Origin of the sequence: Halopenitus persicus (genome assembly GCF_002355635.1) — an archaeon.
Classification (GTDB): Archaea; Halobacteriota; Halobacteria; order Halobacteriales; family Haloferacaceae; genus Halopenitus; species Halopenitus persicus_A.
Window position 1 is genome coordinate 1,917,444 of sequence record NZ_AP017558.1, and the last position, 24,552, is coordinate 1,941,995.

31 protein-coding genes are annotated in these 24,552 nt (G+C 69.5%); 19 read left to right on the forward strand and 12 right to left on the reverse strand.

Annotated elements, in window-relative coordinates; all coding sequences use genetic code 11:
• Positions 1-43: 43 nt before the first annotated feature.
• Positions 44-310 (reverse strand): HAH_0734 family protein, encoded by a 267-nt coding sequence (locus CPZ00_RS09300; protein ID WP_021072507.1) that lies wholly within the window; start codon positions 308-310, stop codon positions 44-46.
• 204 nt (positions 311-514) lie between these two features.
• Here CPZ00_RS09300 and CPZ00_RS09305 point away from each other — a divergent pair, with 204 nt between their 5' ends.
• The 3 genes from CPZ00_RS09305 (at position 515) to CPZ00_RS09315 (ending at position 3,571) form a co-directional block, all read left to right on the forward strand.
• Positions 515-1,453 (forward strand): rhomboid family intramembrane serine protease, encoded by a 939-nt coding sequence (locus tag CPZ00_RS09305; RefSeq protein WP_096390634.1) that lies wholly within the window; start codon positions 515-517, stop codon positions 1,451-1,453.
• 185 nt (positions 1,454-1,638) lie between these two features.
• On the forward strand, positions 1,639-2,481 hold the full coding sequence (locus CPZ00_RS09310; protein WP_096391661.1) for an endonuclease V: 843 nt from the start codon (positions 1,639-1,641) through the stop codon (positions 2,479-2,481).
• Between the two features lie 151 nt (positions 2,482-2,632).
• A complete protein-coding gene (locus CPZ00_RS09315) occupies positions 2,633-3,571 on the forward strand; it encodes an SDR family oxidoreductase (RefSeq protein ID WP_096390635.1) in 939 nt (312 codons plus the stop codon).
• A 140-nt stretch (positions 3,572-3,711) separates the two neighbouring features.
• Here the strand turns inward: CPZ00_RS09315 and CPZ00_RS09320 are convergent, their stop codons facing one another.
• On the reverse strand, positions 3,712-4,854 hold the full coding sequence (locus CPZ00_RS09320; protein ID WP_096390636.1) for an ArsA family ATPase: 1,143 nt from the start codon (positions 4,852-4,854) through the stop codon (positions 3,712-3,714).
• 85 nt (positions 4,855-4,939) lie between these two features.
• Between CPZ00_RS09320 and CPZ00_RS09325 the strand changes: the two genes are divergently transcribed.
• From CPZ00_RS09325 to CPZ00_RS09350, 6 genes are all read left to right on the forward strand, one after another.
• Entirely contained in the window at positions 4,940-5,206 is a 267-nt protein-coding gene (locus CPZ00_RS09325) for an eL43 family ribosomal protein (protein WP_021072512.1), read from the forward strand.
• 4 nt (positions 5,207-5,210) lie between these two features.
• Positions 5,211-5,345 (forward strand): DNA-directed RNA polymerase subunit P, encoded by a 135-nt coding sequence (locus CPZ00_RS09330; protein WP_021072513.1) that lies wholly within the window; start codon positions 5,211-5,213, stop codon positions 5,343-5,345.
• A 31-nt stretch (positions 5,346-5,376) separates the two neighbouring features.
• Positions 5,377-5,709: a KEOPS complex subunit Pcc1 gene (locus CPZ00_RS09335; protein WP_096390637.1), complete on the forward strand. Its 333-nt coding sequence runs from the start codon at positions 5,377-5,379 to the stop codon at positions 5,707-5,709.
• A gap of 66 nt (positions 5,710-5,775) precedes the next feature.
• On the forward strand, positions 5,776-6,159 hold the full coding sequence (locus tag CPZ00_RS09340) for a prefoldin subunit beta (RefSeq protein ID WP_096390638.1): 384 nt from the start codon (positions 5,776-5,778) through the stop codon (positions 6,157-6,159).
• Positions 6,160-6,429: a DUF3194 domain-containing protein gene (locus tag CPZ00_RS09345; RefSeq protein ID WP_096390639.1), complete on the forward strand. Its 270-nt coding sequence runs from the start codon at positions 6,160-6,162 to the stop codon at positions 6,427-6,429.
• 125 nt (positions 6,430-6,554) lie between these two features.
• A complete protein-coding gene (locus CPZ00_RS09350) occupies positions 6,555-6,752 on the forward strand; it encodes an HVO_0649 family zinc finger protein (RefSeq protein ID WP_096390640.1) in 198 nt (65 codons plus the stop codon).
• 88 nt (positions 6,753-6,840) lie between these two features.
• Here CPZ00_RS09350 and CPZ00_RS09355 read toward each other — a convergent pair whose 3' ends face one another.
• The 5 genes from CPZ00_RS09355 to CPZ00_RS09375 all read right to left on the reverse strand — a co-directional run bounded on the left by CPZ00_RS09355 (position 6,841) and on the right by CPZ00_RS09375 (position 10,761).
• The gene (locus CPZ00_RS09355; protein ID WP_096390641.1) at positions 6,841-7,395 is read right to left on the reverse strand and encodes a GMP synthase subunit A; all 555 of its coding nucleotides are present in this window, start codon (positions 7,393-7,395) and stop codon (positions 6,841-6,843) included.
• A 116-nt stretch (positions 7,396-7,511) separates the two neighbouring features.
• A complete protein-coding gene (locus CPZ00_RS09360; protein ID WP_096390642.1) occupies positions 7,512-8,342 on the reverse strand; it encodes an amidohydrolase family protein in 831 nt (276 codons plus the stop codon).
• 160 nt (positions 8,343-8,502) lie between these two features.
• Positions 8,503-9,699, reverse strand: coding sequence for a cell division protein FtsZ (gene ftsZ, locus CPZ00_RS09365; protein ID WP_096390643.1), 1,197 nt, complete (start codon positions 9,697-9,699; stop codon positions 8,503-8,505).
• 2 nt (positions 9,700-9,701) lie between these two features.
• A complete protein-coding gene (locus CPZ00_RS09370; protein WP_039400069.1) occupies positions 9,702-9,884 on the reverse strand; it encodes a ribbon-helix-helix domain-containing protein in 183 nt (60 codons plus the stop codon).
• A 217-nt stretch (positions 9,885-10,101) separates the two neighbouring features.
• Positions 10,102-10,761, reverse strand: a complete 660-nt coding sequence (locus tag CPZ00_RS09375) for a double zinc ribbon domain-containing protein (RefSeq protein ID WP_096390644.1) — start codon at positions 10,759-10,761, stop codon at positions 10,102-10,104.
• Positions 10,762-10,957: 196 nt separating this feature from the next.
• On the opposite strand from CPZ00_RS09375, the gene CPZ00_RS09380 reads away from it, so the two are divergent.
• The 8 genes from CPZ00_RS09380 to CPZ00_RS09415 all read left to right on the forward strand — a co-directional run bounded on the left by CPZ00_RS09380 (position 10,958) and on the right by CPZ00_RS09415 (position 17,406).
• The gene (locus tag CPZ00_RS09380; protein WP_096390645.1) at positions 10,958-11,563 is read left to right on the forward strand and encodes a translation initiation factor IF-2 subunit beta; all 606 of its coding nucleotides are present in this window, start codon (positions 10,958-10,960) and stop codon (positions 11,561-11,563) included.
• Between the two features lie 105 nt (positions 11,564-11,668).
• Positions 11,669-12,289 (forward strand): HAD family hydrolase, encoded by a 621-nt coding sequence (locus CPZ00_RS09385; protein WP_096390646.1) that lies wholly within the window; start codon positions 11,669-11,671, stop codon positions 12,287-12,289.
• On the forward strand, positions 12,286-13,266 hold the full coding sequence (cbiB, locus tag CPZ00_RS09390; RefSeq protein ID WP_096390647.1) for an adenosylcobinamide-phosphate synthase CbiB: 981 nt from the start codon (positions 12,286-12,288) through the stop codon (positions 13,264-13,266). Before CPZ00_RS09385 ends, cbiB begins: the two co-directional genes overlap by 4 nt.
• Positions 13,263-14,084 carry an adenosylcobinamide-GDP ribazoletransferase gene (gene cobS / locus CPZ00_RS09395; RefSeq protein ID WP_096391662.1) on the forward strand — a complete coding sequence of 274 codons (822 nt, stop codon included), beginning with the start codon at positions 13,263-13,265 and terminating at the stop codon, positions 14,082-14,084. Before cbiB ends, cobS begins: the two co-directional genes overlap by 4 nt.
• Entirely contained in the window at positions 14,069-14,800 is a 732-nt protein-coding gene (locus CPZ00_RS09400; protein ID WP_233255065.1) for an NTP transferase domain-containing protein, read from the forward strand. Before cobS ends, CPZ00_RS09400 begins: the two co-directional genes overlap by 16 nt.
• Before the next feature lie 117 nt (positions 14,801-14,917).
• Positions 14,918-15,955, forward strand: a complete 1,038-nt coding sequence (locus tag CPZ00_RS09405; RefSeq protein ID WP_096390648.1) for an aminotransferase class I/II-fold pyridoxal phosphate-dependent enzyme — start codon at positions 14,918-14,920, stop codon at positions 15,953-15,955.
• Entirely contained in the window at positions 15,948-16,871 is a 924-nt protein-coding gene (locus CPZ00_RS09410) for an adenosylcobinamide amidohydrolase (protein WP_096390649.1), read from the forward strand. The genes CPZ00_RS09405 and CPZ00_RS09410 overlap by 8 nt, the downstream gene beginning before the upstream one ends.
• Positions 16,872-16,899: 28 nt before the next feature.
• On the forward strand, positions 16,900-17,406 hold the full coding sequence (locus CPZ00_RS09415) for a hypothetical protein (RefSeq protein WP_096390650.1): 507 nt from the start codon (positions 16,900-16,902) through the stop codon (positions 17,404-17,406).
• A gap of 96 nt (positions 17,407-17,502) precedes the next feature.
• Here the strand turns inward: CPZ00_RS09415 and CPZ00_RS09420 are convergent, their stop codons facing one another.
• From CPZ00_RS09420 to CPZ00_RS09430, 3 genes are all read right to left on the reverse strand, one after another.
• A complete protein-coding gene (locus tag CPZ00_RS09420; protein ID WP_096390651.1) occupies positions 17,503-18,393 on the reverse strand; it encodes an MBL fold metallo-hydrolase in 891 nt (296 codons plus the stop codon).
• A 2-nt stretch (positions 18,394-18,395) separates the two neighbouring features.
• Positions 18,396-20,225, reverse strand: coding sequence for a radical SAM protein (locus CPZ00_RS09425; protein WP_096390652.1), 1,830 nt, complete (start codon positions 20,223-20,225; stop codon positions 18,396-18,398).
• Positions 20,226-20,306: 81 nt separating this feature from the next.
• Positions 20,307-20,918 (reverse strand): mechanosensitive ion channel family protein, encoded by a 612-nt coding sequence (locus tag CPZ00_RS09430; RefSeq protein WP_096390653.1) that lies wholly within the window; start codon positions 20,916-20,918, stop codon positions 20,307-20,309.
• A gap of 231 nt (positions 20,919-21,149) precedes the next feature.
• On the opposite strand from CPZ00_RS09430, the gene CPZ00_RS09435 reads away from it, so the two are divergent.
• Positions 21,150-22,631, forward strand: a complete 1,482-nt coding sequence (locus tag CPZ00_RS09435; protein WP_096390654.1) for a hemolysin family protein — start codon at positions 21,150-21,152, stop codon at positions 22,629-22,631.
• Between the two features lie 6 nt (positions 22,632-22,637).
• Here CPZ00_RS09435 and CPZ00_RS09440 read toward each other — a convergent pair whose 3' ends face one another.
• Positions 22,638-23,078 (reverse strand): Hsp20/alpha crystallin family protein, encoded by a 441-nt coding sequence (locus tag CPZ00_RS09440; protein ID WP_096390655.1) that lies wholly within the window; start codon positions 23,076-23,078, stop codon positions 22,638-22,640.
• 1 nt (position 23,079) lies between these two features.
• Complete coding sequence (locus CPZ00_RS16220; RefSeq protein ID WP_449405065.1) at positions 23,080-23,235, reverse strand: DUF7559 family protein; 156 nt, start codon at positions 23,233-23,235, stop codon at positions 23,080-23,082.
• Between the two features lie 234 nt (positions 23,236-23,469).
• Between CPZ00_RS16220 and CPZ00_RS09450 the strand changes: the two genes are divergently transcribed.
• Positions 23,470-24,501 (forward strand): glutathione S-transferase family protein, encoded by a 1,032-nt coding sequence (locus CPZ00_RS09450; RefSeq protein WP_096390657.1) that lies wholly within the window; start codon positions 23,470-23,472, stop codon positions 24,499-24,501.
• The last annotated feature ends 51 nt before the right edge of the window (positions 24,502-24,552 follow it).

A 24,552-nucleotide genomic window follows, 5' to 3' on the forward strand; every position in this document is an offset into this window, starting at 1 on the left:
GGATCGGCGACCGCTATTGGATCGTGGGGTCGGGGGACCGACGTCAGACCGCGAGGTCGCCCTTCGCCTTGACGACGTCCAGGTCCTCGGCGTCGATCGACTCGGTCTCCAGCCGGTGGGGTACGTACTCGCGTTTCGCGTAGGTCTCGTACTCGTCCTCGGTGCCGATAGTACACCACAGCTGGGGCTCATCGGGGCCGTGCCAGTCGCCCTGCCGGTTCACCGAGAAGCAGATCATCTCCCGGCCGTCGTAGTTGATCACCGCGTCGCGGCGGATCCCGGGGTCGCCACGGATGATGAGGTGCTGCATAGGTCGCGGTTCGCGTGTCCGCCGCTTAATCGCTTCGATACGGGCGATCGAACCGGCTTCGGTACGGGCGATCGGACTGACTTCGGTACGGGCGATCGGACCGCGGATCGGACTGGCCATGGAACCCCGTTCATCGCGGAACCGGGCTGCCGGACGTCGCCACGAGGCCAAACCGCTTTACCCGCGCCCCCACAAGCCACGGCAATGGCGACGTGCGACGAGTGTGGTGCCTACGAGAACCTCCCGTACCAGTGTCACCGGTGCGGGCAAACGTTCTGTGCGGACCACCGGCTGCCGGAGAATCACGATTGTCCCGGACTCGGCGACTGGGAGGACCCCTCCGGGGTGTTCGAAAGCGGGTTCGACGACTCCCTCTCGGGCGAGTCATCGCCGTCATCGTCCGGTTCGATGACCGACCGGCTCCGAGAACGGGTCGACCGCGCGACGTCGACCGGCGGGTTCCTCGGTTACTTCCGCGGGAATCTGACGTTCCTGTTCCTCGGGTTGATGTGGACGACGTTCCTCCTGCAGGTGCTCGTCGGCGGGTTCCTCGGCCAGGAGCTCTCGCGGTCGTTGTTCGTGCTCCGCCCGGAACGCCTCGAGTACGTCTGGACCTGGGTCACCGCGGTCTTCGCCCACGGCAACTTCACCCACATCGCGCTCAACTCGATCGTCCTCTACTTCTTCGGCCCGCCGGTCGAGGAGCGTATCGGGCCGAAGCGGTTCGCCGCGCTGTTCCTCGGCGCCGGCGTCCTCGCCGGGCTCGCCCAGATCGGAATGGGCTTTCTGGTCGGCCCGGTCGGCCCCGGCGTCGTCGGCGCCTCCGGGGCGATCATGGCGATCATGGGCGTCCTCACCGTGTTGAACCCGAAGCTCCGCGTCTATCTCTACTTCTTCATCCCGATGCCGCTGTGGCTGTTGACGATCGGGTTCGCGGTCGTCAGCGTCTTCCTCGGGCTCGGCGGCGTGGCCGGCGGGATCGCCCACTGGGCGCACCTCGCCGGTCTCCTCGTCGGGCTCGCGTACGGCAAGCACGTCAAGGACGAGATGCGCGCGCCGACGCGGCTTCAGTTCGGCGGGCCGGGCGGTCCCGGCGGGCCGGGCGGGCCGGGTGGCCCCGGCGGCCCCGGACGTCGGCGGTGATCGCCGTGGGGTCCTCGCCGCCGCCGGACGACGATCCATCCTCCACGGACGACGATCCATCCTCCACGGACGACGATCCATCCTCCACGGACGACGATCCATCCTCCGCAGCCGACCGTTCTCGGTCCGTACTCGAGCTCGCGCGTCCCGAGTTCGTCCCCGACCCCGATCTGTCCCGCCAGGAAATGGAGGACCTCCAGCGCGAGATCGCCGCCGTCGCTGCCTTCGAGGACGACCTCGGCGGTCGGGATCGACCCCCCTTCGACCCGGCTGCGGTCGCGATCGACGACCCGTTCGATCTCACCGATGGGGTTCCGGGTCCCGAGCGTGGCGACGCGGTCGAGAGCACGCTTGGAACGTTTGGATCCACCGAGTCGCCCGATTCGTCGGGATCGACTCCGCCGGTCGTCGTCGGGATCGATCAGGCGTTCCTCGAGGACGCCGTCGTCTCGGCGGTCGTCGCGCTTCAGGGCGGGCGGATCGTCGAACGGACGCACGCCGTCTCGCCGCTCTCGATCCCGTACGTTCCGGGACTGCTCGCGTTCCGTGAGGGCGGGCCGATCCTCGACGCGCTGGCGACCCTGTCGGTCGAACCCGACCTCGCAGTTCTGGACGGGTCGGGCCGCATCCACTTTCGGCAGGCGGGGATCGCGACCCACCTCGGCGTCATGCTCGACCTGCCGAGCGTCGGCGTCGCGAAAAGCCTCCTCTGCGGGACGCCCGATGCGCACGTCGACGAGCGGCCGGCGGGGTGGTCGACCCCGATCCGCGCCGACGGGCGCGTGGAATCCCCCGCGGGGACCACCGACGACGTCGCCGGGACCGTGATCGGACACGCGTTCCAGTCGCGACAGTACCCGAACAGCCGGCGGGTGAACCCCCTCTACGTCAGCCCGGGACACCGGGTGTCGGCCGCGACCACGGTCGCGATCGTCGACGCGCTGTGTGCCGGGTACAAGCTTCCCGAGCCGACGCGGCTCGCGGACGCGTACGCGGACGCGGTCAAACGGTCGGTCGCCGACTCCTGAGACGGCCGATCGTTGGCTTTCGACGTCGCTTCACCCGCTGACGGGGGAAGTCGACCCGGCTTCGGGGGGACTTCGATCGAGACCACGGCCTCCCGGCCGACGTTCACACGATCGATGGCCGGTCGTCCCGCGGGACGGAACGGTGGAAGTTATGACGCTCCCGTCCGAGACGTCCGGTGTGCAACGGACGGTACTCATCACGGGGTGTTCCTCGGGCATCGGGCGCGCGACGGCGCGGGCGTTCCTCGAGGAGGACTGGACCGTGTACGCGACGGCGCGGAACCCGGCCGACATCCAGACGCTCGGCGAGGACGGGTGCGAGCTCGCCACCCTCGACGTGACCGACGGCGACGACGTCGAGCGCGTCGTCGACCGGATCCTCGACGAGGAGGGAGCGATCGACTGTCTCGTGAACAACGCCGGATACGGGCAGTTCGGCCCCCTCGAGGACGTCTCCACGGACCGCGTCCACGAGCAGTTCGACGTGAACGTCTACGGACTCCACCGGCTGATCAGGGCCGTCCTGCCGGCGATGCGCCGCGAGCGCGACGGCACGATCATCAACGTCTCCTCGGTGCTCGGCCGGATCTCCCTGCCCGGAACCGGCGTCTACGCCGGATCGAAACACGCGGTCGAGGCGATGTCGGACGCGCTCCGGAACGAGGTCGCCGAGTACGACGTCGACGTCGTGGTCGTCGAACCCGGTCCCGTGCGGACGAACTTCTCCGACCGCGCGAGCCGCGAGGTCGACGGCGATGACGGGGGTAAACAGGATGCCGACGGTGATGGAAGTGAGCAGACCGCCGGCCGCGGTGGCGGCGGTGAACGGGACGACGACGGGATCGACCGGTCGGGCGCCTACGAGGAGTTCTACCGCGTCTTCGAGGACACCCAACTCGTCGCCGGCGACGGTCCCGGGTCGGTCGAGCCGGAGGTGGTCGCCGACGCCATCTGTAACGCCGCGTGCGCGACCCAGCCGCCGGCTCGCGTCCAGCCGGGGACGCTTCCCCGGTTTGCGGTTCTCGCCAGGTTCCTTCCCGACCCGATGCTCGATGCGGCGTACGACCTTCTCACTCGGGTGACGTCGTAGACTGGTGACGTCGCCGGCCGGTGACGTCGCCGGCCCGGCGAGGTCAGTCGCGGTCGCCGGCCCGGTGAGGTCAGTCGCGGTCGCCGGCCCGGTGAGGTCAGTCGCGGTCGCCGGCCCCGTGGTCGGTTCCTCCGTGGCCGCTACTCGAGACAGGCGGCCACGACGCGCAGGGCGGCGTCCCCGCGGACCGCGTCGCCAAGCAGCGGGACGCGCTTCACCTCGCGGCCGCGGAACAGGTCGCTGGCCCGCTCGAGCGCGTTCTGCTGGACCTCCCACCGGCGCTGGCAGAACTCGCAGTCCGCCAGGTTCGGCGAGACGACCCACTCGGGATCGACGTCGGCCACGTCGTCGAGGTCCTCCATCACCCGGTTGACGACCAGCGTGGTGACCGGGATCCCGAACTCCGTGAGCCGGTCGAGGAGCCGCTCGGACTCCACCACGCTCATCTCCTCGGGGATCATCACGACGCGGAAGTCGGTCCGGTCGGGGTCACGCAGGACGCTCCGCAGGCGTTCGATCCGCTCGCGAAGCGCGTCGAGGTCCTCGCTCGGATCGTCGTCGGCCTCGCCGCCGAACAGTCCCGTGAGGCCGTCCATCATCCCGGAGAACCGCTGCCGGAGCTGCATCACTCGGCCGATCATCGAGTCCATCAGATCGGGCAGCTCCAGCAGCCGGAGGGTGTGTCCCGTGGGCGCGGTGTCGACGATCACGCGGTCGAACCGGGGGTCGTCGAGGTACTCGAGCAGCTGGCGCATCGCCGCCGCCTCGTCGGCGCCGGGCATCGTCCCGCCCAGAAGTCCACCTGCCGGCCCGCCACCGGGGCCGCCGGATTCCGACCCGCCGTTGCTCCCGCCGCCCGCCATCGGGCCGGTTCCGCCCGCCATCTCGCCGAGATCGCCGAGCCCGCCGAGCGGGTCGCCCTCGGCGCCGAACACGCCGTCCTCCACCGCGTCGTCGGGATCGATCTCGGCGGCGTACAGCGGAACGTCCTCGCGGATCCGGGCCGGCTTCGCGGGCACGTCGACGCCGTACGTGTCCGACAACGAGTGTGCTGGATCGGTCGAGACGACGAGCGTGTCGACCCCGCCGGCGGCCGAGGAGAGGCCCGTGGCGGCCGCCATCGTCGTCTTTCCGACTCCACCTTTGCCCCCGTAGAGCACGTACTCCGGTGCGTCGATCCCGGCCGGAAGGTCGGCGTCGACGTCGGTCCGCGACTCCGGTTCGACGTCGGTCCGCGACTCCGGCTCGACGCTCTCGACCGGCTCGACGGCGATATCGTCCATACCGGCGACTCGCGCGCCGGCTTTGTCAGCCCGTCGGTGTCGACTCGTAGCCTTTTTAATCGTGCTGGCAGTACCGAACGGTACTATGGCTGAGCAGAAGGCACGATCGACCGGCAGTTCGGGTCGTTTCGGCGCACGCTACGGACGCGTCGCCCGGAAGCGCGTCAAGGAGATCGAGGGAGACATGCGCTCCGCGACCGTCGACGGGGACTCCGTCAAGCGTATCGGGACCGGCATCTGGGTCAACGAGGAGACGGGCGAGACGTTCACGGGCGGTGCCTACCGTCCCGAGACGCCCGGCGGCCGCACCGTCCGACGGTCGATTCGCGCGGCGCTGTCGGACGAGGAGTGACCCGATGAGCTACCGGTGTTCCCGCTGCAAGCGAGACGTCACGCTCGACGAGTACGGCGGCGTCCGCTGTCCCTACTGCGGCCACCGCGTACTCCTGAAGGAACGCGGCGGCGACGTCAAGGAAGTCTCCGTCGAATAGCGCCGCGATCCCGAGTCCCTTCTCCGAACCGATGGCCGACCGATCCACGCCCACGCCGGACGACTCCACGTCCCGATCGGACTCGCCGTTGGTTCACTCGGTCACGCTCCGCTTTCGATATCCCTCGCGAGACCGATCGCGAGCGGTCGCGAACGCGCTCGCGCCCGAGATCGACGGGGTTGACGACCCCCGATCGCGGGCGTCCCTCGACCGTGACGGGGACACGGTGACCGTTCGCGTTCGCGCCCGGGATCCGGTCGCGCTCCGCGCCGGCACCAACAGCTGGATGCGGCTCGTCGACGTGGCGGAGTCCGTCGCAGAGACGGCCGCAACGGACCGCTCGGCGACTCGACCGGGCGAGTAGTTCGGTGAAGGACAAAGACGGGGGTTTTTCAGTCCGGACCGTCTCCTTCCGTCCATGCAGGGTAATATGCCGCCGGAGGCACAGGAGAAGATCGAGGAGCTGCAGGACCTACAGGAGACCGCCCAGCAGGTCGCCCAACAGAAGGAGCAGTCCCAGTCAGCGCTCAACGACTCCAAGACCGCCCTCGAGGCGCTCGAGGACGTCGAGGAGGACGCCACGATGTACCGTGAGGTCGGCGAGATCCTCGTCGAGACGGACTACGAGAGCGCCCACGACGACCTCGAGGAGAAGGTCGACTCCCTCGAGGTTCGCGTCGAGCAGCTCAAAAAGCAGGAACAGCGCGTCCAACAGCAGTTCGAGAGCCTCCAGGAGGAGCTCCAGCAGCTCCTGCAGGGCGGCGCCGGCGGCGGCCCGATGGGTCCCGGCGGACCGGGTGCGGGCGGCGCGTAGATGGTCGACCGGGACGACGTGGACCGGTCGTCGGACCCGTCCGACGACGAGGTCGTCCGCACCGCCGCCGAGGCGGCCGAGGGCGTCGTCTTCTCCCACTATCGCCAGTCGACGGTCGATGACCTCGACGTCACCGTGACCTTCGAGGACGGCGTGCTCGACGTCGACGTTTATCTGAACGCGCCCGACGACGAGGTCGATCCCGAGGCGGTCGTCGAGGAGGCCGTCGCGGCCGCCGGCGATGCCGTCGACGACCTCTTCGACGCGTAACCACGGTCGTCGGCTCGTTTACGCCAGCCGACCGAGAATCGTCGGGTTCTCCGTTTCGTCGATCCGAGTACGGACCTCCACGGCCGCCGATACGTATTTGTCCCTTGAGTGCCAATTGGTAACGTATGTCAAAAACGGCACGCGGGACGACGGCGCTCGATCGGCTGCGTGACCGTCTCGATCGGGATGACCACGTCTGTTCGTCGTGCGGGTACGTCCACCCGGACCCGTCCTGGGAGGCAGTCACGTCCGGGGACCGGATCCAGTACCGTCGGCGATGTGATAGCTGCGGCGCGCTCGCCCGACGGACCTACCGACTGTAGGATCCTCGGTCGGCGACGTGCGGCGTCGCGGCCGGGCGATCGTTGGGTGCGTGGGACGACCGGCCTCGCGGTACGCAGCCGGAAGCCGTCAGGCCGATTCGCAGACCGCGATGAAGTTCTCGAAGACCTCCTCGCCGCGTTCGGTGTGGGCGACCTCCGGATGCCACTGCACGCCGTACCGGTCGGTCTTCGCGTTCGATATCGCCTCGATCGAACAGACGTCGGAACTGGCGGTCCGCGTGAAGCCGTCGGGGAGGGCCGTCACCTCGTCGGCGTGTGAGGCCCACACGCGCGTTTTCGGCGCGAGCGATCCCACGAGCGGGTCCTCCGAGTCGGTGATATCGACGTCGACGTCGGCGTAGCCGCCGTACTCGCCGTCGCCCACGGCGCCGCCGAGCTCGTCGGCGATGATCTGCATCCCCAGGCAGATCCCGAAGACGGGGACGTCCAGATCGAGGTAGTCGGGACAGCGGCCGATGCGGTCGATGTCGGGGCCGCCCGAGAGCACGATGCCGTCGGCGTCGATCTCCGCGGGCGGGGTGTCGTTGTCGATCAACTCGGTGTCCACGCCGAGGTCCCGGAGCGCGCGCCGCTCCAGGTGCGTGAACTGTCCGTGGTTGTCGATCACGACGATGCGCGTCATACGCCGATTTGGAGCGACCGACTCAAAAACGGATCGGAACGGAACCCCAGGAACGTGGTATTTTTGACTGTCTCATCGATGCCTTGATCCACTATCGTGGATCATTCTCGTGTCCGCTACAGGTTCGCGCCGGCCGCCAGCTCGGGGATCACCCGCGAGGGATTCTTCGTGAACACGCGACGCATGAAGTCCTCCGAGACGTCGAGGGTGAGGATCTCCATCACTGCGACGTTCGGATGAACGTCGGGCACGCCGCTTCCGAACAGGATTCGGTCGGGGTGTTCGAGCAGGCCCGTCTCGAGAACGTCCCGGAACCGAACGGCGTTCGTGTCGAGGTACAGCTGGTCGTACTCCCCGAGCAGCTCGAAGGCCTCGCGCATCAGCGGCTCCTCGAGCGGGTAGCCCCCGAAGCTGCCAAGCACCACCGGGAACCCGTACGGGAGCAGCGTCTCCTCGAGCCGTTCGGGCGGGAAGGAGACGCCACCGTCGACGAGCACCGGCTGGCCGGCGTCCGCGAGTCGTTCGAGGACGTCATCTTCCGGGATCCCGTCCGCGGCGGGCGCCAGCGTGAAGCCGTGAAACCGGTCGTCGTAGGCGTACTGCTCGATGTCGTCGGGACGAGTATGGTGGTCTCGGCGTTCAGTCCGCAGATTTCGAAGGCGTCCGACCGGCGTCGCCCCCGGATCGCGGGGTCCATTGAGCCGGGCGAACGCGAGAAACGGCCGGTCCACGCTCAGCCGGGCGACGGCGTTGTTCACGCGGAGGTAGCTCTCCCCGGCCGGACGCTTGCCGGAGGAGACGATCGCGCGAACCACGCCGGCCTGGTGCATCTCCCGTTCGAGCCGCTCGGGCGTGATGTCGCGGCCGTGGGTCGCCACGGACTCCTCGTCCGGATCGAGCGTCGCGTGCACGTCGACGATCCGGAATCCGTGTTCCAACCCGAGCATCGTCCGTACCTCCGTCCCCGTCCACCTGTGTCTGTCGATCGTTCACGTGACTCGGATCCGTTCGCGCTGCTCGTGGGGTGATGATATAAAAAGGCGGGGCGGGCGGCACGTCGATCGTGTGCCCCGGTTCGTCGTCGCGGTCGTGGAATCGCCGCCCGGGTTACCGAATGACGTCCAGGCCGTTCTGTTTCTCGGTCGGCTCCACGCCGCCGTCCGACTCCCAGCTGGCGGCGTCGGCGCCGCCGTTCGCGTTCGCGTTCGCGCCGCCGGGCACGTCGCTCACGTCCGCCCCGTCGAGGCTGGCGCGGGACCGGTCGGCCTGCTTCTGGGTCGAGGGCCCCAGGACCTGGGCGCTCTGTACGCCGGTCATGATGGCCATCACGCGGACCTTCCCCTTGTACTCCTCCTGGATGCGCGCGCCCCAGATGACGTTGGCGCTGGCCTCCAGGCGTTCGGTGATGTTGTTCGCGATCCCCTCGGCCTCCTTGAGCGTCAGGTCCGGGCCGCCGGTGATGTGGACCAGTCCGCCCGAGGCGCCGCGGTAGTCGACGTCCAACAGGGGATGGTTCATCGCGTCGTTGACGACCTCCTGGGTCTTGTTTTTGTCCTGGGTCTCGCCGACCAGCATCACCGCGACGCCGCCCTGGTTCATGATCGTGGACATGTCCGCGTAGTCCAGATTGATGAGCGACGGCTGGGTGATCGTCTCGGAGATCCCCTTGACGGTCTCGGCGATGATCTGGTCCATCACCGAGAACGCCTTCCCGATCGGCAGGTTCGGGACGTAATCGAGGAGGCGGTTGTTGTCGAGCACGATGATCGAGTCGGCCTCGTTGCGGAGGGATTCGAGCCCCTCCTCCGCCTTGACGGTCCGGGCACGCTCGACGTTGAACGGCGTCGAGACCATCCCAACGACGATCGCGCCCTGCTCCTTGGCGATCTTCGAGACGACGGGTGCGGCGCCGGTGCCGGTCCCGCCGCCCATCCCGGCGGTGACGAACACGAGGTCCGCGTCGCCGAGGACGTCCTTGATCGTCCCCTGGGCCATCTCGGTGGCGCGCTCGCCCATCTTGGGGTCGCCGCCGGCGCCGAGCCCCTGCGTGAGGGACTTGCCGACGAGGATCTTCGTGTCGGCCTCGATCATCTTCAGATGCTGCTTGTCCGTGTTGATGGCGACGGTGTCGGCGCCGTCGACGCCGATGTTGTACAGCCGGTTGATCGTGTTGTTCCCGGCACCGCCGGCGCCGACGATGACGATCCGCGGGTCGCCGAACTCGTCGTCCTCGTCCGCGTCGACGTCCATCTCGCGCTGTTCGGCTTCCGCGTTGGCGAGGGCGTCCTGAACGATGTCCTGCATCGTTACACCTTCGCCCAGCTGCGCTCGGTGCGCCGACGGCCGTTGTATTCGCCGTCCTGTTCGTTCAACATCTCACGGACCGCCGACCGGATCGCCTCGCTCCGGTTCGGGAACTCGCCCGTTTCGACCATCTGTTCGACCTCCTCGATCTGCTGTTTCGGGATTCGTAGTGTCACACGCTCCATTGTCATTCCCCCGGTAAGACGGTGACACGGCGTGCCATCCCGTCTTACACACGAAAACCGCCGGACGGCGTCTGCATTCCCGCCCTGGCGACCGTCTGTAAGACGACCGTCTTACGCAGATGAACTCACAGATGCGAGGTACTTAAAAGTACCGGCCATTGTAAGACGTATCCCGAAAACCCGCGTATACTCGTCTGAAACGTCCGTTTACGCGGTGTTATGGGTTGTCAAGGACGTCCGCTGCCGGGGTCCGGCGGCCGCAGCCGGGACAGAACGACCAGTCCGACCGGATCTCGTCGCCGCACTCGCAGAACACCCGGTGGGACCGCTTCTCCCCACAGTTCGGGCAGTAAACGTGCTCTCCGGGCATTTCCTCGCCGCAGCTCGTGCACGTTTTACGGTCCGTTTGCGCCCCGTCAGGGACGGGATCCTCGCGTGTCTTACGATCCTCGGCGTCAGTCGACGCTGCGGTTTCGTCGTCAGTCTCGACGACCGGCTCGTCGGCGCGAACCCCGTCCAGGGTGACGTTTACGTTGATTTCACGCCCGGATTCGGGCGTATACGCACCGCGCCGAGCCCGTCCCTTCCCGTCGAGGCGGTCGTCGAGCGCCGCCTCCAGCCGCGCGTCGATCAGCTCGTCGATCAGCTCGTCGACGCGGTCGGCGATCGCGGCGTCGATCCCGGCCGCCGGATCCGCCGATCCGTCCGTTCCAGCGTCGGACCCCGTCGTCACGTTCCGGCCGGCTCTCCCGTCTTCGGGGGCAACCGATTCGAGGTAGGTGCGCAGCGCCTCGCGCATCACCTCGCTTTTGGAGGCGTCGTACTCCTCCAGCCGCTCGACGAGGTCGTCGTCGGCGCGGAACGTGATCTTGCTCATCGCTCGATTACGGATATCTCCGGGTCCTATAAGTATCTTCCTCCGTGTCTGACGATCGTCAGTCGGTCGCCGCACGATCGTCCGACACGCAACCGTCCAGCACGAACCGTCCAGCACGAACCGTCCGACACGCGATCGTGAGACGACGGATCGCCGAACCCGGAAGCGCTTTCCGTCGCGCCCGTCTCCCGGCCGTATGGACTACCAGGCCAGTCTCGACCGCGCGATCGACGAGTTGCCGGATCTCGGCGGCTCGGACGAGCGCCTTCAGGTCCCGGACCCGACCGCACAGAAGGACGGGGCGTTCACCCGACTGACGAACCTCTCGGCCATCGCCGACGCGCTCTCGCGTGACCCCGAGCACGTGCACTCCAACATCCAGCGCGAGCTGGGGACCGCGGGTCAGTACGAGAACGGCGTCGCCCGATACAACGGCAACTTCCGAGCCGACGACTTTCAGGCCGCCATCGACGCCTACGTCGCCTCCTACGTGACCTGCTCGGAGTGTGGCCTCCCGGACACGCGGCTCGTCACCGAGGACCGCACGCCGATGCTTCGCTGTGAGGCCTGCGGCGCCTTCCGTCCCGTCGCCAAGCAGACGTCCACGACCCAGCGCCGCACCGAGACCGTCGAGGAGGGAACCACCTACGAGGTCGAGATCGTCGGCACCGGCCGGAAGGGCGACGGCGTCGCGGAGCGCGGCGAGTACACCATCTTCGTTCCCGGTGCACAGGAGGGCGACACCGTTCGAGCCTACATCGAGAACGTTTCCGGCAACCTCGCGTTCGCCCGCCAGGTCTAGACGACCGTCGATCGAATAGACGACCGTCGATCGAATCCCGATCCCCGGTCCGTCGATCGAAGCGACCGACAGGTTCAATCCGGTCCTCGTCGTACGGCCGCCAACGTGGCGCTCACTTTCGATCTCTTCGGCACGCTCGTCGACATCGACTATCCGATCGACCCGGCCGAGGCCGTCGCCCGCGAACTTGAGTCGCGAGACGTCCCGGTGCCGGACGATTGGCACGTTGCCTACGGCGAGGTGCACGTCGACGCGCCCGAGGGAGCCGAGGTCCCCCTGCCCGCCCACGTCGCCGCCGCGTTGGCCTCCCGCGACGTCGAGGCGTCGGACAACGTCGCCCGCCACGCGGTCGTCGCGGCCTTCGATCCGGACGTGACCCTCCGCCCGGGCGCTCGCGAGGCGGTTCGGGCCGCCGGCGACCGTGGCCCCGTCGGCGTTCTCTCGAACTGCTCGGTCCCGGAGCTCGTTCCGCGGACCCTCATCCGGAGCGGCCTCCGCGGGGAGTTCGACGCCGTCACGACGAGCATCGGCTGTGGCTGGCGAAAGCCCGATCGCCGCGCCTTCGAGGCGGCCGCCGAGGCGCTCGATGCGTCCCTCGAGGACCTCACGCACGTCGGCGACGACCCGGCCGCCGACGGCGCGATCGAGGCCCTCGGCGGCCGGTTCATCGACGTCACCGAAACGTCCCTCACGGACCTTCCGACCCGGCTGGAGGCCAGGCGGTGATCGGGGCGGCCGCCCTCGCCGTGTCGGTGGCGGCCGCTCTCGACTCGACGTTCGCCGAACCGCCCGGGCGCGTCCATCCGATCGCCGTTCTCGGATCCCTCGTCGACGGACTCGACCGGGCGCTCCCGGATTCCCGATCGATCGGCGTCGTGATCGCCGTCGTCGTTCCTCTCGGATTCGCGGCCTCCGCGGCGGTCCTCGTCGCGCTCGCCGGACGCGCGGATCCGCTGCTGGCGGCCGTTCTCGCGGGGCTCGTTCTGTACACATGTCTCAGCCGACGGCTGCTCGTCGAGACCGCGGAGCGCGTCCGTTCGCTCGTCGACTCCGATCTCCCGGCGGCCCGCAAGGAACTCCGTGCACTCGCCGGCCGGGACGCCGACGCGCTCTCGTCCGGCCAAGTTCGGTCCGCAGCGGTCGAGAGCACGGCCGAGAACCTCGCCGACGGACTGATCGCCCCTCTCGCCGCCTTCACGGTCGGCGCTGCGGTCGTGCTCGGTCCCGCGGCGCCGCGTATACCGGCGTTTCCCCTCGCAGTCGCGATCGGCGCCGCGGCGTGGATCAAGGGCGTCAACACCCTCGACTCGATGCTCGGCTACCGAACGCGCCGGGTCGGGTGGGCGCCGGCGCGTCTCGACGACGTCGTGATGTGGATTCCCGCCCGCCTCTCGGCGCTGCTGATCGCGGTCGCCGCCGGTCGACCGGCGGCGGTCTTCGCGGCTCGTCGGTGGGCTCGCGTTCCCGACTCGCCCAACTCCGGCTGGCCGATGGCGACGCTCGCCGCGGTCCTCGACGTTCGTCTCGAGAAGCCCGGGACCTACACCCTTCGGTCCGCCGCCGACCTTCCGTCCACGTCCGCGGCGCGCCGTGGCGTCCGCGTCGTGAATCGTGCGGCCTGGCTCGGGATCGCCCTGTCAGTCGGGTGCTGTCTGGCCGTCGAGGCGATCGCGACGGGGACGGGGGTGTGGATCGCCGGATGACCGATTCGAGCGGTCCGTCTCCGGAGCCTGCGACCGAACCGCTCCGCGGACGGATCGGCGCGCTCCGCGGCGCGGTGACGTTTTTGACCCGGATCCCGGTGCCCGGCGGCCGCCGGAGCGACTGGCACGATTTCCGGGCCGCTCCGTGGACGATTCCCGCCGTTGGATGGGTCCTCGGGCTCCCGCTCGCCGCGCTCGTCCTGGTGGCCGGCCGTGGGTCAGTCCCCTGGCCGACGGTCGTCGCCGGCTACCTCTGCCTCCTGTACGTCCTCTCGGGGGTCACGCACGCGGACGGGTTGGCGGACCTCGGCGACGCGGTCGCGGCTCACGATCCCGATCGCCGACGGGCGGTGTTGGCCGACGCCGACCTGGGCGTCGGCGGCGTCCTCGCCCTCGGAGTGACGTTGCTCGCGTTGACGCTCGGGATCGCTGCGGTCGCGCTCCCGACGATGCCCCCCGCCGTGGCTGCCCGGATCGTCCTCGCGGCCGAGGTCGGCGCGAAGCTCGGGATGGCGCTATCGGCCTGCTTCGGCACGGCGGCCCACGAGGGACTGGGATCCGGCCTGACCGACCCGGCGACGCCCGCCGACGCGCTCCCGGCGGTCACGGTCGCGCTTCCGGTCCTGATCGGCGTTCCGGAAGGCGCTCTGCCCGTCGTCCTCGCTGCGCTGTGTGCCGGCCCCGCCGTCGCGATCTGGGTCGTCATTCGGACCCGCACGTGGCTCGGCGGCGTCAGCGGCGACGTCTTCGGGGCGGTCAACGAGCTCGGTCGCGCGCTGGCGCTTCACGCGGGGGTGATCGCGTGGACGATCGCGTAGCCCCGGCCGATCGCGTCTCCGCTCCCCTCCCCGCGATCCTCCTGTGTGGCGGCCGAGGGACCCGACTCGCCGACGCTCCGTCGCCTGCCTCGGTCGACGCGTCGGCTGATCCGACCACCCCAACCGGCGATCCGGCCGACGCGACCACGGTGACCGCGGAAAAACCCCTGGTTCGGGTTGACGACGAACCGATGGTCGACCGAGTGATTCGGGCGCTTCGGCGGTCGGATACCGTTGGAACGATTCACGCGGTTGCGTCGCCCCACACATCGGAGACGCTCGAGCACCTCCGATCGGTCGCCGATCGCGGCGTGGGCGGAGCCGATCGGACGACCCTGACTGCGCTTGAGGGGTCCGGTGACGGCTACGTCGCCGACCTCCAAGCGGCCCTCGCGGACGTCGGCCGGCCGGCGGTCACCGTCGTGGCCGATCTCCCGTTGCTCCGTGCGGAGCACGTCTCCGCGGCGGTCGACCACGCGCGTCGGAACCCCGAGCGCGAATCGCTCACCGTCTGCGTGCCGGCCGCGACGAAACGCGACCTCGGCGTCAGCCTCGACACGACGATGACGGTCGACGGCACGCGGGTGGCGCCGACCGGGCTGAACGTCGTCGGGTGCACGGATGCGGGCGAGGACGTCCGGATCGTCGACGATCCCGCCCTCGCGGTCAACGTCAACCGTCCTGGCGACTTGGCGGTCGCCCGGCGGCGGTCGTGACGGGCGGGAGCTGGGCGGTTTTCGTCCGCCCGTCGCCGCCCGTTGCCTACCGCTGTCGCCCGTCGCCGCCATCCCCGCGAACGGAACCTTTGTGTCCACGGCGTCGGTTCCGGGCGTATGGACCGCGACGCCCTCGCGCGGACCGATCGCGTCCCCCACGGCGGGACGACCGACCGGTCGGTCGTCGACTTCAGCGCGAACACGAACCCGGAATCACCCGCCGGCGTCGCCCCGGTGTACGACGCCGCTCGCGCCGCCGCACGCCGATATCCCTCCGACGGCTACGCTGAGTTCCGGACGGCGGCCGGCGAGTACCTCGGCTGTGACCCGCGACAGGTGATCCCGACCGCCGGCGCGCTCGCCGGCATCCGACTCGTCTGCTCGATCGCGGTCGATCCCGGCGACCGCGTTCTCCTCCCGGAGCCCTCCTTCGGCGAGTACGCTCGGGAGGTCCGACTGCAGGGCGGGACGCCCGAGTTCGTCCCGCACGACGCCGTTCTCGAGGCCGACCCGGCCGGCTACGCGCTCGCGATCATCTGCACCCCGAACAATCCGACCGGCGAACTCCCCGCCCGCTGCGACCGCGAGGCGTTCGCCGCGCGCTGTCGCGCCGCCGACACGCCGCTGCTGGTCGACGAGGCGTTTCTCGACTTCACCGACGCGTCGAGCCTTGCCCCCCAGCCGGGCGTGGTCGTCGCCCGGTCGCTGACGAAGGTCTTCGGACTCCCCGGGCTGCGCGCGGGGTTTCTCGTCGCGACCGGCGAGTGGCGGGATGCCCTGGAGACCGCGCGGCCGGCGTGGGGGCTCTCGACGCCCGCCGCAGCGGTCGGGGCACACTGTCTCGGCAAAACGGCGTTTCTCGAGCGAACGCGCGAGCGCGTCGCGACCGAGCGCGACCGGATGGCCGACCGGCTCGCGTCGCGGTTCGCGGTCCTTCCGTCCGACTCGCCATTCCTCCTCGTCGACGTCTCGGCCGCCGGCGGGGCGGAGATGGCTGTCGACTCCGTCACCGTGGACACGCTGCTCGCGGACGCTCGAGCGGCCGGGTACGCGCTTCGTGACGCCCGCACGTTCCGCACGCTCGAGAGCCACGTTCGGATCGCCGTTCGGCGCCCGGCGGAAAACGACGGCGTCCTCGAGGCGCTCGATGTCTGACCGACGCTCCGATTCACACCGTCCGGCTGTGGGGTCGGATGCCGATTTAGTCTTCGAGACGGCCGTCTCCGACGGCGTCTGTCGGCTGGCACGGCCGGGGACGCGGTTCCTGTCAACCGGCTTCGACGGCGGCCGGCGCGTTGCCGACGCCGCCTACAACGTCACCGTGCCCGAGGGGTTCGACGCCCGCGACCTGCGCACGTACGTCGCGGACCGGCTCGACCGCGCGGGCTTCGAGGGGCCGGTCGGCCCGGATGCCGCTCCGGCCCTCCTCACCGGCGTCGACCAGACTCACGCCCGGATCGCGCGGCGCGGATCGGTCGCAGTCCTCGCGACCGCCGGGCTCTCGAACCCGGCCGCCCTGCCGATCGACGCGGACGTCGTCGGAACCGAAGACGCCGCCGGAACCGGAGACGCCGCCGGAACCGGAGACGCCGCCGGAACCGGAGACGCCGCCGGAACCGGAGACGCCGACGAAACCGCCGTTGGCGAAGCCGCCGTCGACGATCGCGGCCACGCCGGCACGGTCAACCTCGTCGCCGTGACGACGCGGTCGCTCGCGGACGGCGCGCTCGCGAACCTGCTCACGGTCGTCGCCGAGGCGAAGGCGGCGACGCTGCTCGCGTTGACCGGCTTCCCGGGAACGACCTCCGACGCGGTCGTCGTCGCCGACGATCCCGACGGGCAGCCGGCGACCTTTTCGGGAAGCGCCACGCCGGTCGGGCGGGCGACGCGCGTCTGCGTGCGCGACGCACTCGCGGCCTCGCTTCGATCGCGGTATTCCGGCGGATCCGGGGATTCGGAAGGCTTCACTGACGGGATTCCGACCGCCGTCGCGGACGCCGAGCACGGGGTCGTGACCGACGGCTGCGCGGCGGTGAGGTCGATCCCGGAGGCCGACCGTGATCCATATTAATATGCACCGACGTGTACGCCGATCCGGAATGTCACGTCAGTTCCTCGCTGCCGCGCCCCTCCAGGCCTGCAAGCTCGCCGCCGTTCTCGTGACCGTCCTCGCCGCGATCGCGGCACTGACCGGTCTCAGTCCCGTCGGACCGCTTCGGGTCCTCCTGATCGTCGCCTTCATCGGACCGCTCCTCGGCCTCGTGGTGCTCGTGGAGACGCTCGTCGCCGGCTATCGGGCGCTGCTGACGGACGAGGAACCGCTTGGTCGATTTGGCGATCGCCCGGTTTATCTGGTCCTCCGCGTGCTCGAGGTGGTTCTCACCGTGACCGCCGGCGGCGCCTTCGTCGTATTGATCTGGACCCTGCCGGAGAACCTGCCCGGTCCGGGCGCGATCGGCGTCCTGTTCGTCGGCGTCGCGCTCGGACTGCTCGTCCTCGTGGCCGTCCTCGCCCGGACCGTCCTCGAGTACGTCCTCCACCGTCGGACTCCCGATCCCGACGCGGATCCCCAGCCTGCGTCCCGATCCGTCGACACCCGGGAGTGATGCCGAACGGTCCTGATCGCTTGCTCCGTCTCACGCTCGATGGCTGCCGCTCGATCGTTGCACACTTCCTCTCCGGGTCCGACCGCTGCACGCTCATCACCGGATCCGGTCCCGCCACTCCTCACCGATCCGGCCCTCCGCGAGGAGCTTCTCGAGGTGGGCCCGAACGGTCGCGCGGGCGAGGTCGGCCACGCCCGTGAGGTCCTTCTCGTACGCGGCGTCGACCACGGCGTCCAGGTCGCTCGCGCCCGCCTCGACCGCCTCGAGAACTGACGCCTCCCGGTCGAGCCGGTGGTCGATCAGCCGATCGAGGGTCGCCGTGACCGACTCCGTCCCCTCGATGGCGGGGCCGTGTCCGGGATGGATGGCGGCCGGCGCTCGGTCACGGAGCCGGCGGAGGCTCTCGAGGTATGCGCTCAGTCCGCCGCCGCCCGGGCCGACCACGACGCTGCCCTCGGCGACGGCGAGGTCCCCGCAGAGGATCGCCTCGCCCGCTTCAGCGCCTCGGTGGTCCCGGACCGCGAACGCGACGTGGTCGACCGCGTGGCCGGGCGTTTCCAGCGCGATCGGTCCGTCATCCCCGATCGGGTCGCCGTCGGTGAACGTCGCGTCGGGGGCCACTCCGGTCACGTCGGCGAACCGATCGGCGAACGCCTCGGGCGTCCAGACCGTCGCGTCCGAACGATCGGCGTAGTCGGCGACCGCGCCGATGTGGTCGGCGTGCGTGTGCGTGACCGCGACGTGGTCGATCCGCCCCGATTCGGCGAGCCGATCGAGTTCCGGATCCCGGGCGGCGGGGTCGACGAGGAGGTCGTCGACGACGTACGCGTTGGTCGCGCCGCTCGGCGCGCGCGTCGGGACCTCGATGGGGATCCGGTGGACCCGATCCGGCGTGTCGGTCGTGCCGGCCGGTTGATCGTTAGTTGCGCCGGCCGGTTGATCGTTAGTTGCGCCGGACGGCCGCCCGTCGGCCCCGTCTCCAGCCATCGTCAGTCGCTCCTGCCGGCGGCCGGACTTCCGGAGCCCTCACGTCCGGGGATCGTCGCCGGCTCGGACTCGTTGGCGACGCAGTACGCCGAGAGGTCGATCGTGTCGACGGGAACCTCCTCGAGGCTCGCGTGAGGACGCCCCACGACCACGTCGCCCGCAGTGGACTTCGCGATCCCGGGGATCGTCGTCAGCTCGTCCATCGAGGCCTCGTTCACGTCCAGCGGATAGGGCACGCCGGTGACCGACCGGTAGCCGTGGTCGACGACCGCGACGTCGAGCGTCCGGCCGAGCTCGCGCTCGCCGGGGATCCCGACCAGCAGCGCGTAGGTCCCGATCTGTCTGCCGAAGGTCATCCCGTCCTGGTGGTACTCCAGGTGGACGTCGGGCAGGACCGTCCCGCGCGGGGCGACGCGCTCGAGCATCGGGTTGTCGATCGTCTCCCGAACCTCCCGTTTGTATCGCTTGAACTGCCGTTTGTGGTCCTCGGCGATCTCGGCGCCCGTCTCCGACATCTCGGTGCCGGCGAACGCCATCACCTGCCGGATGTTGATCCGGCGGAGCAGCAGCCCCTCGTCGTACACGCGCTGGAGGAATCGTCGGTTGTGCTCGAAGGTCTCCTCGCGCTCCCCCTGCAGCCCGTGCACGAGGTTGATCCCGGGCAGCAGCTTCGGAAGCCGCGGCGAGGCGTTCGGTCCGGCCGAGGGGCCGCGGACGCGGTCGTCGCCCCCGGGCGTCGTCTCGGGCTCGTCGCCCGGCCGCCAGCCGCCCTCCTCGTTGACGACCCGGACGGCCTCCAGACACTCCTCCGCGGAGACGAGCAGGTCGTTCTCCTCCCGGACGACCGGATCGGCGGACTCCAGACCGAACGCCGCCGTGTCCCCGGGCGTGTTGTGCTCGGCGATGATCCGGATCGCCTCCCGGGAGCGCTCCGGATAGTCGACGATCGTCACCGGATTCATGTTGTCGAGGTGCAGCGTCTCCAGGCCCGGCGCGGCCTCGCGAATGCCGCCGTAGAGCCGGCGGAGCGCGTCCGGATTCGGCGCCTCCCCGTCGCCGCCGAACGCGAGGATGTCCGCCTGTCGTCCCAGCCGGAAGTGGTCGACGCCGCGGTTCGAGAGGGCGTCCACTTCCGCGACCACCCCGTCCGCCTCGCGGAACGACGGGTTGCCGTACAGGGGCTCGGTGCAGAACGAGCAGCGGTAGGCACAGCCCCGGGACGTCTCCAGCTCGCAGATGAGGTAGTCGGGGTGGTTCGGATGCTGTTCGACCACGAACGCCCCGCGGCGGGCCCAGCGATCACCCTCCTGCGTCTCGCGCATCCGGTTGCCGAATCCCTCGAGCCCGTTGGCCACGAGGTCGTGGGCGGCCGCCTCGACGTCCCCCTTCGCGACGAAGTCGTAATCGAGGTCGTCGCGCTCGGTCTCCTGGGCGCCGGCGTTCTCCTCGCCGACGCCGAACCGGACCGGACCGCCCAGCAGGGTGACCCCGTCGGCGGTCCAGCCGAGCTCGCGAACCTCGTCCGGCTCCGCCGGCGTGCCGCCGACGTACTTGCCGGGGACGGTCATTCCGCCGACGTAGACGAACAGGTCCGCGTTCGCGACGTCGGCCCGCTTGCGTCGGTCCTCGCGAAGCTCGTCGATCGTGTGGTAGGTGATCGACGATTCCGGCACGCCGGCGTCGACGAGTGCGCCGGCCGTGTAGCGGGGATACGTGGAGAGGTACGGCGGCACGCCGAAGTGCGCCGGCTCGTCCACGTACCCGTCGACGATCGTGACGGCGAGGTCGGCGGGGTCGGCCGGACCCCCGCCGCGCGTGGACGGATCGGTCATGGGTCGTGGTACTCGCCCGAGACGGTAAAACGGCGCGGATGCGTGGTTCGCGTTTGGACGGTCCCCGAATGCCCCCGGGCGCTACTCGGCGCCCGATGACGTCGATTCCGACGCACCTTCGGTCGTCGACGTCGCGGTTCGCGAGCGGTTCGTCCACTTCTTCTCGACGTCGCGGTTCGCGAGGACGACGAGCTCTCCCTCGTCGTCACGGATCCGGGTCTTTCGGAGGCCGATCTCCGTGACCGTCCCCGACACCGAGGCCGTCTCGACGCGGTCGCCCGGGGTAAAATCCGGGTCCTTCAACAGGTAGACGCCGGCGACCGTGTCCGCGATCATCTCCTTCAGCGCGAAGGCGACGCCGAGCCCGATGAACCCGCCGGCCGTCCCGAGGCTGGCCGCCACCTCCCCCAGCCCGACGATCGTCAACAGCGCGAGCGCGGCCCCGAACCAGAGAAACAGCCCGACGACCGCCACCGAAAGGTCCACGATGAGCCGCTCCTCGTCCGGGTAGATCCGGCCGAGTACGGTCCGGGTGATCGTCAGGACGACCCTGATGACGAGGTATGCGAACAGCAGGAAGACAGCCCCCGAGACGATCCGCGGGATCGCGGCGATCAGTCCGTCGACGAACTCGGCGAGGACCCGTCCGCTGATCGATCCGTCGGCCTGGATGAGGGCGTCGAGTGGTGACATATCGCTCCGTTTTCGTCGGGGACCGAAAGTCGTTCGGGAGGACCTCCGGACCGTCGAGGGCGTCATCCGACGCGCCGGGCTGCCGGTTCGCGGACAGTAGCGTTTAGTGACGACCGGGAATAGGTTGGGTATGAACCACGAACCGCCGCCGCAATCGGTATCGCCGTCACCGACGGTTTCGCGGAATGATCGCGATCAGCATCCCGAACGCGAAGGTCCGACGGAGGAGCAATGGTAGACGTCGCGCTCTCGGTCGGCCGCGTCCTCCTCGCGCTGGTGCTCGTGGGATTGAACGGCTTCTTCGTCGCCGCGGAGTTCGCGTACGTTCGCGTCCGTGCGACCGCGGTCGACTCGATGGTCGACCAGGGGAAAACCGGTGCGACGCTGCTGCAGGACGCGATGGAGAGCCTCGACGACTACCTCGCGGTCACCCAGCTCGGCATCACGATCGCCTCGCTGGGGCTGGGGTGGATCGGCGAGCCAGCGGTGGCGGCGCTCATCGAACCGGTTCTCGGCGGCTTTCTGCCGGCCGAGATCGTTCACCTGGTCGCGTTCGCGATCGGGTTCGGCGTGATCACGTTCCTCCACGTGGTCTTCGGCGAACTGGCGCCGAAGACGATCGCGATCGCGCAGGCCGAGCGGATCGCGCTGCTCGTGGCCGCGCCGATGCAGTTCTTCTACTACGTCTTCCTGCCCGGCATCGTCGTCTTCAACGGCACGGCAAACGCCTTCACCAGTCTGATCGGCGTGCCCCCGGCCTCCGAGACCGACGAGACGCTCACCGAACGCGAACTCCGGATGGCGCTGTCCCACGCCGGTGCGGAGGGCCACGTCGCCGCCGAGGAGGTCGAGATGATCGACCGCGTCTTCGAGCTCGACGACGTCACCGTTCGTGAGGTGATGGTCCCTCGTCCCGACGTCCGGACCGTGACGGACGACCTCACGATCCCGGCCCTGCGGTCGGTGATCGTGGACGCCGGACACACCCGATACCCGGTCGTGGACGCCGACGACCCCGACCAGGTCGTCGGCCTCGTGGACGCCAAGGACGTCCTCCGCGCGACCGAGACCACGGGAGCGACCGACGCGGGGCCGACCGCGGGCGACATCTCCCGCGACATCCACGCCGTCCCGGAGACCACCGACGTCGCCACGCTCCTGTCGGACCTGCAGGGCCGCAACGTCCAGATGGCGGCCGTGATCGACGAGTGGGGCGTCCTCGCGGGTATCGTCACCATCGAGGACATCGTGGAGGTCGTCGTCGGCGACATCCGCGACGAGTTCGACGTCGCCGGCGACGAGTCCGAACCCGGACTCGAGCGCCGCGAGGACGGCTCGATCGCGGTCGACGGCGGGGTCACGATCGCCGCGGTCAACGCGGAACTCGGGACCGACCTCGACCACGACGCGGTCGAAACGATCGGCGGGATCGTGTTATCGCAGCTCGACCGCCAACCCGCGGTCGGCGACCGCGTCACGCTCGCCGGCTACGACTTCGAGGTGACCGACGTCGAGGGAATGCGCGTCTCGACGGTCGTCGTCCGGCCCGAGGGAGACGAGTCGGGTCCGGAGTCGGACGACGGCTCGGATTCGGGAGCGAACGACGGCGCGGGAGAGGACTCGGATTCGGGAGCGAACGACTCGACGCGGGCGGACGACCCACGCGGGGATTCGCCGGACGACTCGCCGGACGATTCGGAAGTCGGAACCTGAAACGGGTTACTCCGCGTCGTCGGGTTCCACGGTCGACTCCTCCTCGGTCACGCGGACCGATCCCTCGGCGGTGTCCTTCGGGATCCTGACCTCGAGCGTTCCCGACCGTGTGAGGGTCGCGTCCGCCCCGGTCGGCGTCACCTCGGCGTCGGCCGGCAGCGTGGCCGACCCCGCGAGCTCCCGACCGCGGCCGGGGAAGACCCACTCCAGTTCGTCTCGCTCCTCGCGGTCACGCTCCAACCGCACCTCGACGGTCCGGTCGACGAACCGGACGTCGACGTCCGCACCGCGAACGCCGGGCGCGTCGAAGACGACGATGTAGGCGTCGGGGCCCTCGAGCAGGTCGTGATCGAGGGGTCGACGCTCCTGGATCGATCCCCAGCCGCGACCGACTCGTTCGAGCGCGCTCCGGAGGGCCGTGCGGCCGACGCCGAGCACCCCCGTCATCTCACACCTCGATGAGCGAGAGGTCCCGGCCGCCGCAGTAGGGACAGCGGAGGTCCTCGACGGTGTGGTCCTCCGGGACGTCGTAGGTGTAGTGGTTCTCGAACATGTCGAGCTCGCAGTCCGGGTCGTCGCAGGTGATCTCCTTGGTCGCGGGCATATCCGTCGATTGGGTCGCCGCCGGCTTAAGGACGGTGGAGCCGGCGTCATTCAACTCCTGCACGCGCTCGCGGACCGTCACCGACGTCGCCGACGATCGGACCACCGTGCGGGGAGCGCCGCCGGGGACGTTCGTTCCGTGGTACCACTCGTCTCCCGATAACCGGCGTCTCACCCGGTGACGCGTCCGTCACCTCCAGGAACCGTTATCCGGATCGCGTCCCTATGAGCGCGTATGAACCAACTCGTGAACGGCGAGTGGCGGACCGACGCCTACGAGACGACCGACGAGTCGGGCGCCTTCGAACGGCAGACCACCACGTTCCGGAACTGGATGGTCGGGTCGGAGATCCCCGCCCACGTCGACGCCGAGCCCGACGAGCGCTTCGAGCCGGAGCCGGGGCGGTATCACCTCTACGTTTCCTACGCGTGTCCGTGGGCCCACCGGGCCCTTCTCGCGCGGTCGATCCTCGGGCTCGAGGACGTCATCGACGTCTCGGTCGTCGACCCCTGGCGTGGCGAGGACGGCTGGCAGTTCACGCCCGAAAAGGAGGGGTGTACCCCCGACCGCGTCCACGGCAGCGACTACCTCCGGGAGCTGTACGTCCGCGCGGACCCCGACGCGACCTGCCGGGTGACCGTCCCGGTCCTCTACGACACCGTCGAGGACACCATCGTCAACAACGAGTCGCGCGAGATCCTCCGGATGCTCGATACGGCCTTCACCGACCTCGGGAACGGCCGCCGCCTCCTCCCCGAGGACGACGAAGCCATCGAGCGCGTCGACGAGATCATCACGGCCATCTACGAGCCGATCAACAACGGCGTCTACCGCGCCGGCTTCGCCACCTCCCAGTCGGCCTACGACGAGGCCATCGACGAGCTCTTCGACGCGCTCGACCACTGGGACGAGGTGCTGGCCGATAGTCGGTTCCTCGCCGGCGACGAGCTCACCGAGGCCGACCTCTGTATGTTCACCACCCTGATCAGATTCGACCACGTCTACCACACCCACTTCATGTGCAACGTTCGGGCGATCCACGAGTACGAGCACCTCTGGCCGTACCTGCGCGACCTCTATCAGCTGCCCGGCGTGGCCGAGACCGTCGACCTGGACCACATCACGGAACACTACTACACGACCCATCCCGACGTCACTCCCTCCGGGATCATCGCCCGCGGCCCGGACCTCGACTTCGAGGCTCCCCACGATCGGGAGCAGCTCGCCGACGATCGGACGCCGGTCGAACCGGTCGAGGCCGAGTAACGATCGAGCCGAGTAACGATCGAGCCGAGGACCGGTCGTTTTCGTCCGGGG

Excerpts from the sequence above, each read along its gene's own strand:
- CPZ00_RS09305 (WP_096390634.1), top strand. The coding sequence starts at position 515 with ATGGCGACGTGCGACGAGTGTGGTGCCTACGAGAACCTCCCGTACCAG.
- CPZ00_RS09300 (WP_021072507.1), bottom strand. The coding sequence starts at position 310 with ATGCAGCACCTCATCATCCGTGGCGACCCCGGGATCCGCCGCGACGCG.
- CPZ00_RS09440 (WP_096390655.1), bottom strand. The coding sequence starts at position 23,078 with ATGACGGGGGTGCTCGGCGTCGGCCGCACGGCCCTCCGGAGCGCGCTC.
- ftsZ (WP_096390643.1), bottom strand. The coding sequence starts at position 9,699 with ATGCAGGACATCGTTCAGGACGCCCTCGCCAACGCGGAAGCCGAACAG.
- CPZ00_RS09375 (WP_096390644.1), bottom strand. The coding sequence starts at position 10,761 with ATGAGCAAGATCACGTTCCGCGCCGACGACGACCTCGTCGAGCGGCTG.
- CPZ00_RS09370 (WP_039400069.1), bottom strand. The coding sequence starts at position 9,884 with ATGGAGCGTGTGACACTACGAATCCCGAAACAGCAGATCGAGGAGGTC.
- CPZ00_RS09325 (WP_021072512.1), top strand. The coding sequence starts at position 4,940 with ATGGCTGAGCAGAAGGCACGATCGACCGGCAGTTCGGGTCGTTTCGGC.
- CPZ00_RS09345 (WP_096390639.1), top strand. The coding sequence starts at position 6,160 with ATGGTCGACCGGGACGACGTGGACCGGTCGTCGGACCCGTCCGACGAC.
- CPZ00_RS09335 (WP_096390637.1), top strand. The coding sequence starts at position 5,377 with ATGGCCGACCGATCCACGCCCACGCCGGACGACTCCACGTCCCGATCG.
- CPZ00_RS09450 (WP_096390657.1), top strand. The coding sequence starts at position 23,470 with ATGAACCAACTCGTGAACGGCGAGTGGCGGACCGACGCCTACGAGACG.
- CPZ00_RS09350 (WP_096390640.1), top strand. The coding sequence starts at position 6,555 with ATGTCAAAAACGGCACGCGGGACGACGGCGCTCGATCGGCTGCGTGAC.
- CPZ00_RS09425 (WP_096390652.1), bottom strand. The coding sequence starts at position 20,225 with ATGACCGATCCGTCCACGCGCGGCGGGGGTCCGGCCGACCCCGCCGAC.
- CPZ00_RS09430 (WP_096390653.1), bottom strand. The coding sequence starts at position 20,918 with ATGTCACCACTCGACGCCCTCATCCAGGCCGACGGATCGATCAGCGGA.
- CPZ00_RS16220 (WP_449405065.1), bottom strand. The coding sequence starts at position 23,235 with ATGCCCGCGACCAAGGAGATCACCTGCGACGACCCGGACTGCGAGCTC.
- CPZ00_RS09380 (WP_096390645.1), top strand. The coding sequence starts at position 10,958 with ATGGACTACCAGGCCAGTCTCGACCGCGCGATCGACGAGTTGCCGGAT.
- CPZ00_RS09320 (WP_096390636.1), bottom strand. The coding sequence starts at position 4,854 with ATGGACGATATCGCCGTCGAGCCGGTCGAGAGCGTCGAGCCGGAGTCG.
- CPZ00_RS09410 (WP_096390649.1), top strand. The coding sequence starts at position 15,948 with ATGTCTGACCGACGCTCCGATTCACACCGTCCGGCTGTGGGGTCGGAT.
- CPZ00_RS09420 (WP_096390651.1), bottom strand. The coding sequence starts at position 18,393 with ATGGCTGGAGACGGGGCCGACGGGCGGCCGTCCGGCGCAACTAACGAT.
- CPZ00_RS09340 (WP_096390638.1), top strand. The coding sequence starts at position 5,776 with ATGCCGCCGGAGGCACAGGAGAAGATCGAGGAGCTGCAGGACCTACAG.
- CPZ00_RS09435 (WP_096390654.1), top strand. The coding sequence starts at position 21,150 with ATGGTAGACGTCGCGCTCTCGGTCGGCCGCGTCCTCCTCGCGCTGGTG.
- CPZ00_RS09360 (WP_096390642.1), bottom strand. The coding sequence starts at position 8,342 with ATGCTCGGGTTGGAACACGGATTCCGGATCGTCGACGTGCACGCGACG.
- CPZ00_RS09405 (WP_096390648.1), top strand. The coding sequence starts at position 14,918 with ATGGACCGCGACGCCCTCGCGCGGACCGATCGCGTCCCCCACGGCGGG.
- CPZ00_RS09355 (WP_096390641.1), bottom strand. The coding sequence starts at position 7,395 with ATGACGCGCATCGTCGTGATCGACAACCACGGACAGTTCACGCACCTG.
- CPZ00_RS09330 (WP_021072513.1), top strand. The coding sequence starts at position 5,211 with ATGAGCTACCGGTGTTCCCGCTGCAAGCGAGACGTCACGCTCGACGAG.
- CPZ00_RS09315 (WP_096390635.1), top strand. The coding sequence starts at position 2,633 with ATGACGCTCCCGTCCGAGACGTCCGGTGTGCAACGGACGGTACTCATC.
- CPZ00_RS09415 (WP_096390650.1), top strand. The coding sequence starts at position 16,900 with ATGTCACGTCAGTTCCTCGCTGCCGCGCCCCTCCAGGCCTGCAAGCTC.
- cobS (WP_096391662.1), top strand. The coding sequence starts at position 13,263 with ATGACCGATTCGAGCGGTCCGTCTCCGGAGCCTGCGACCGAACCGCTC.
- CPZ00_RS09310 (WP_096391661.1), top strand. The coding sequence starts at position 1,639 with ATGGAGGACCTCCAGCGCGAGATCGCCGCCGTCGCTGCCTTCGAGGAC.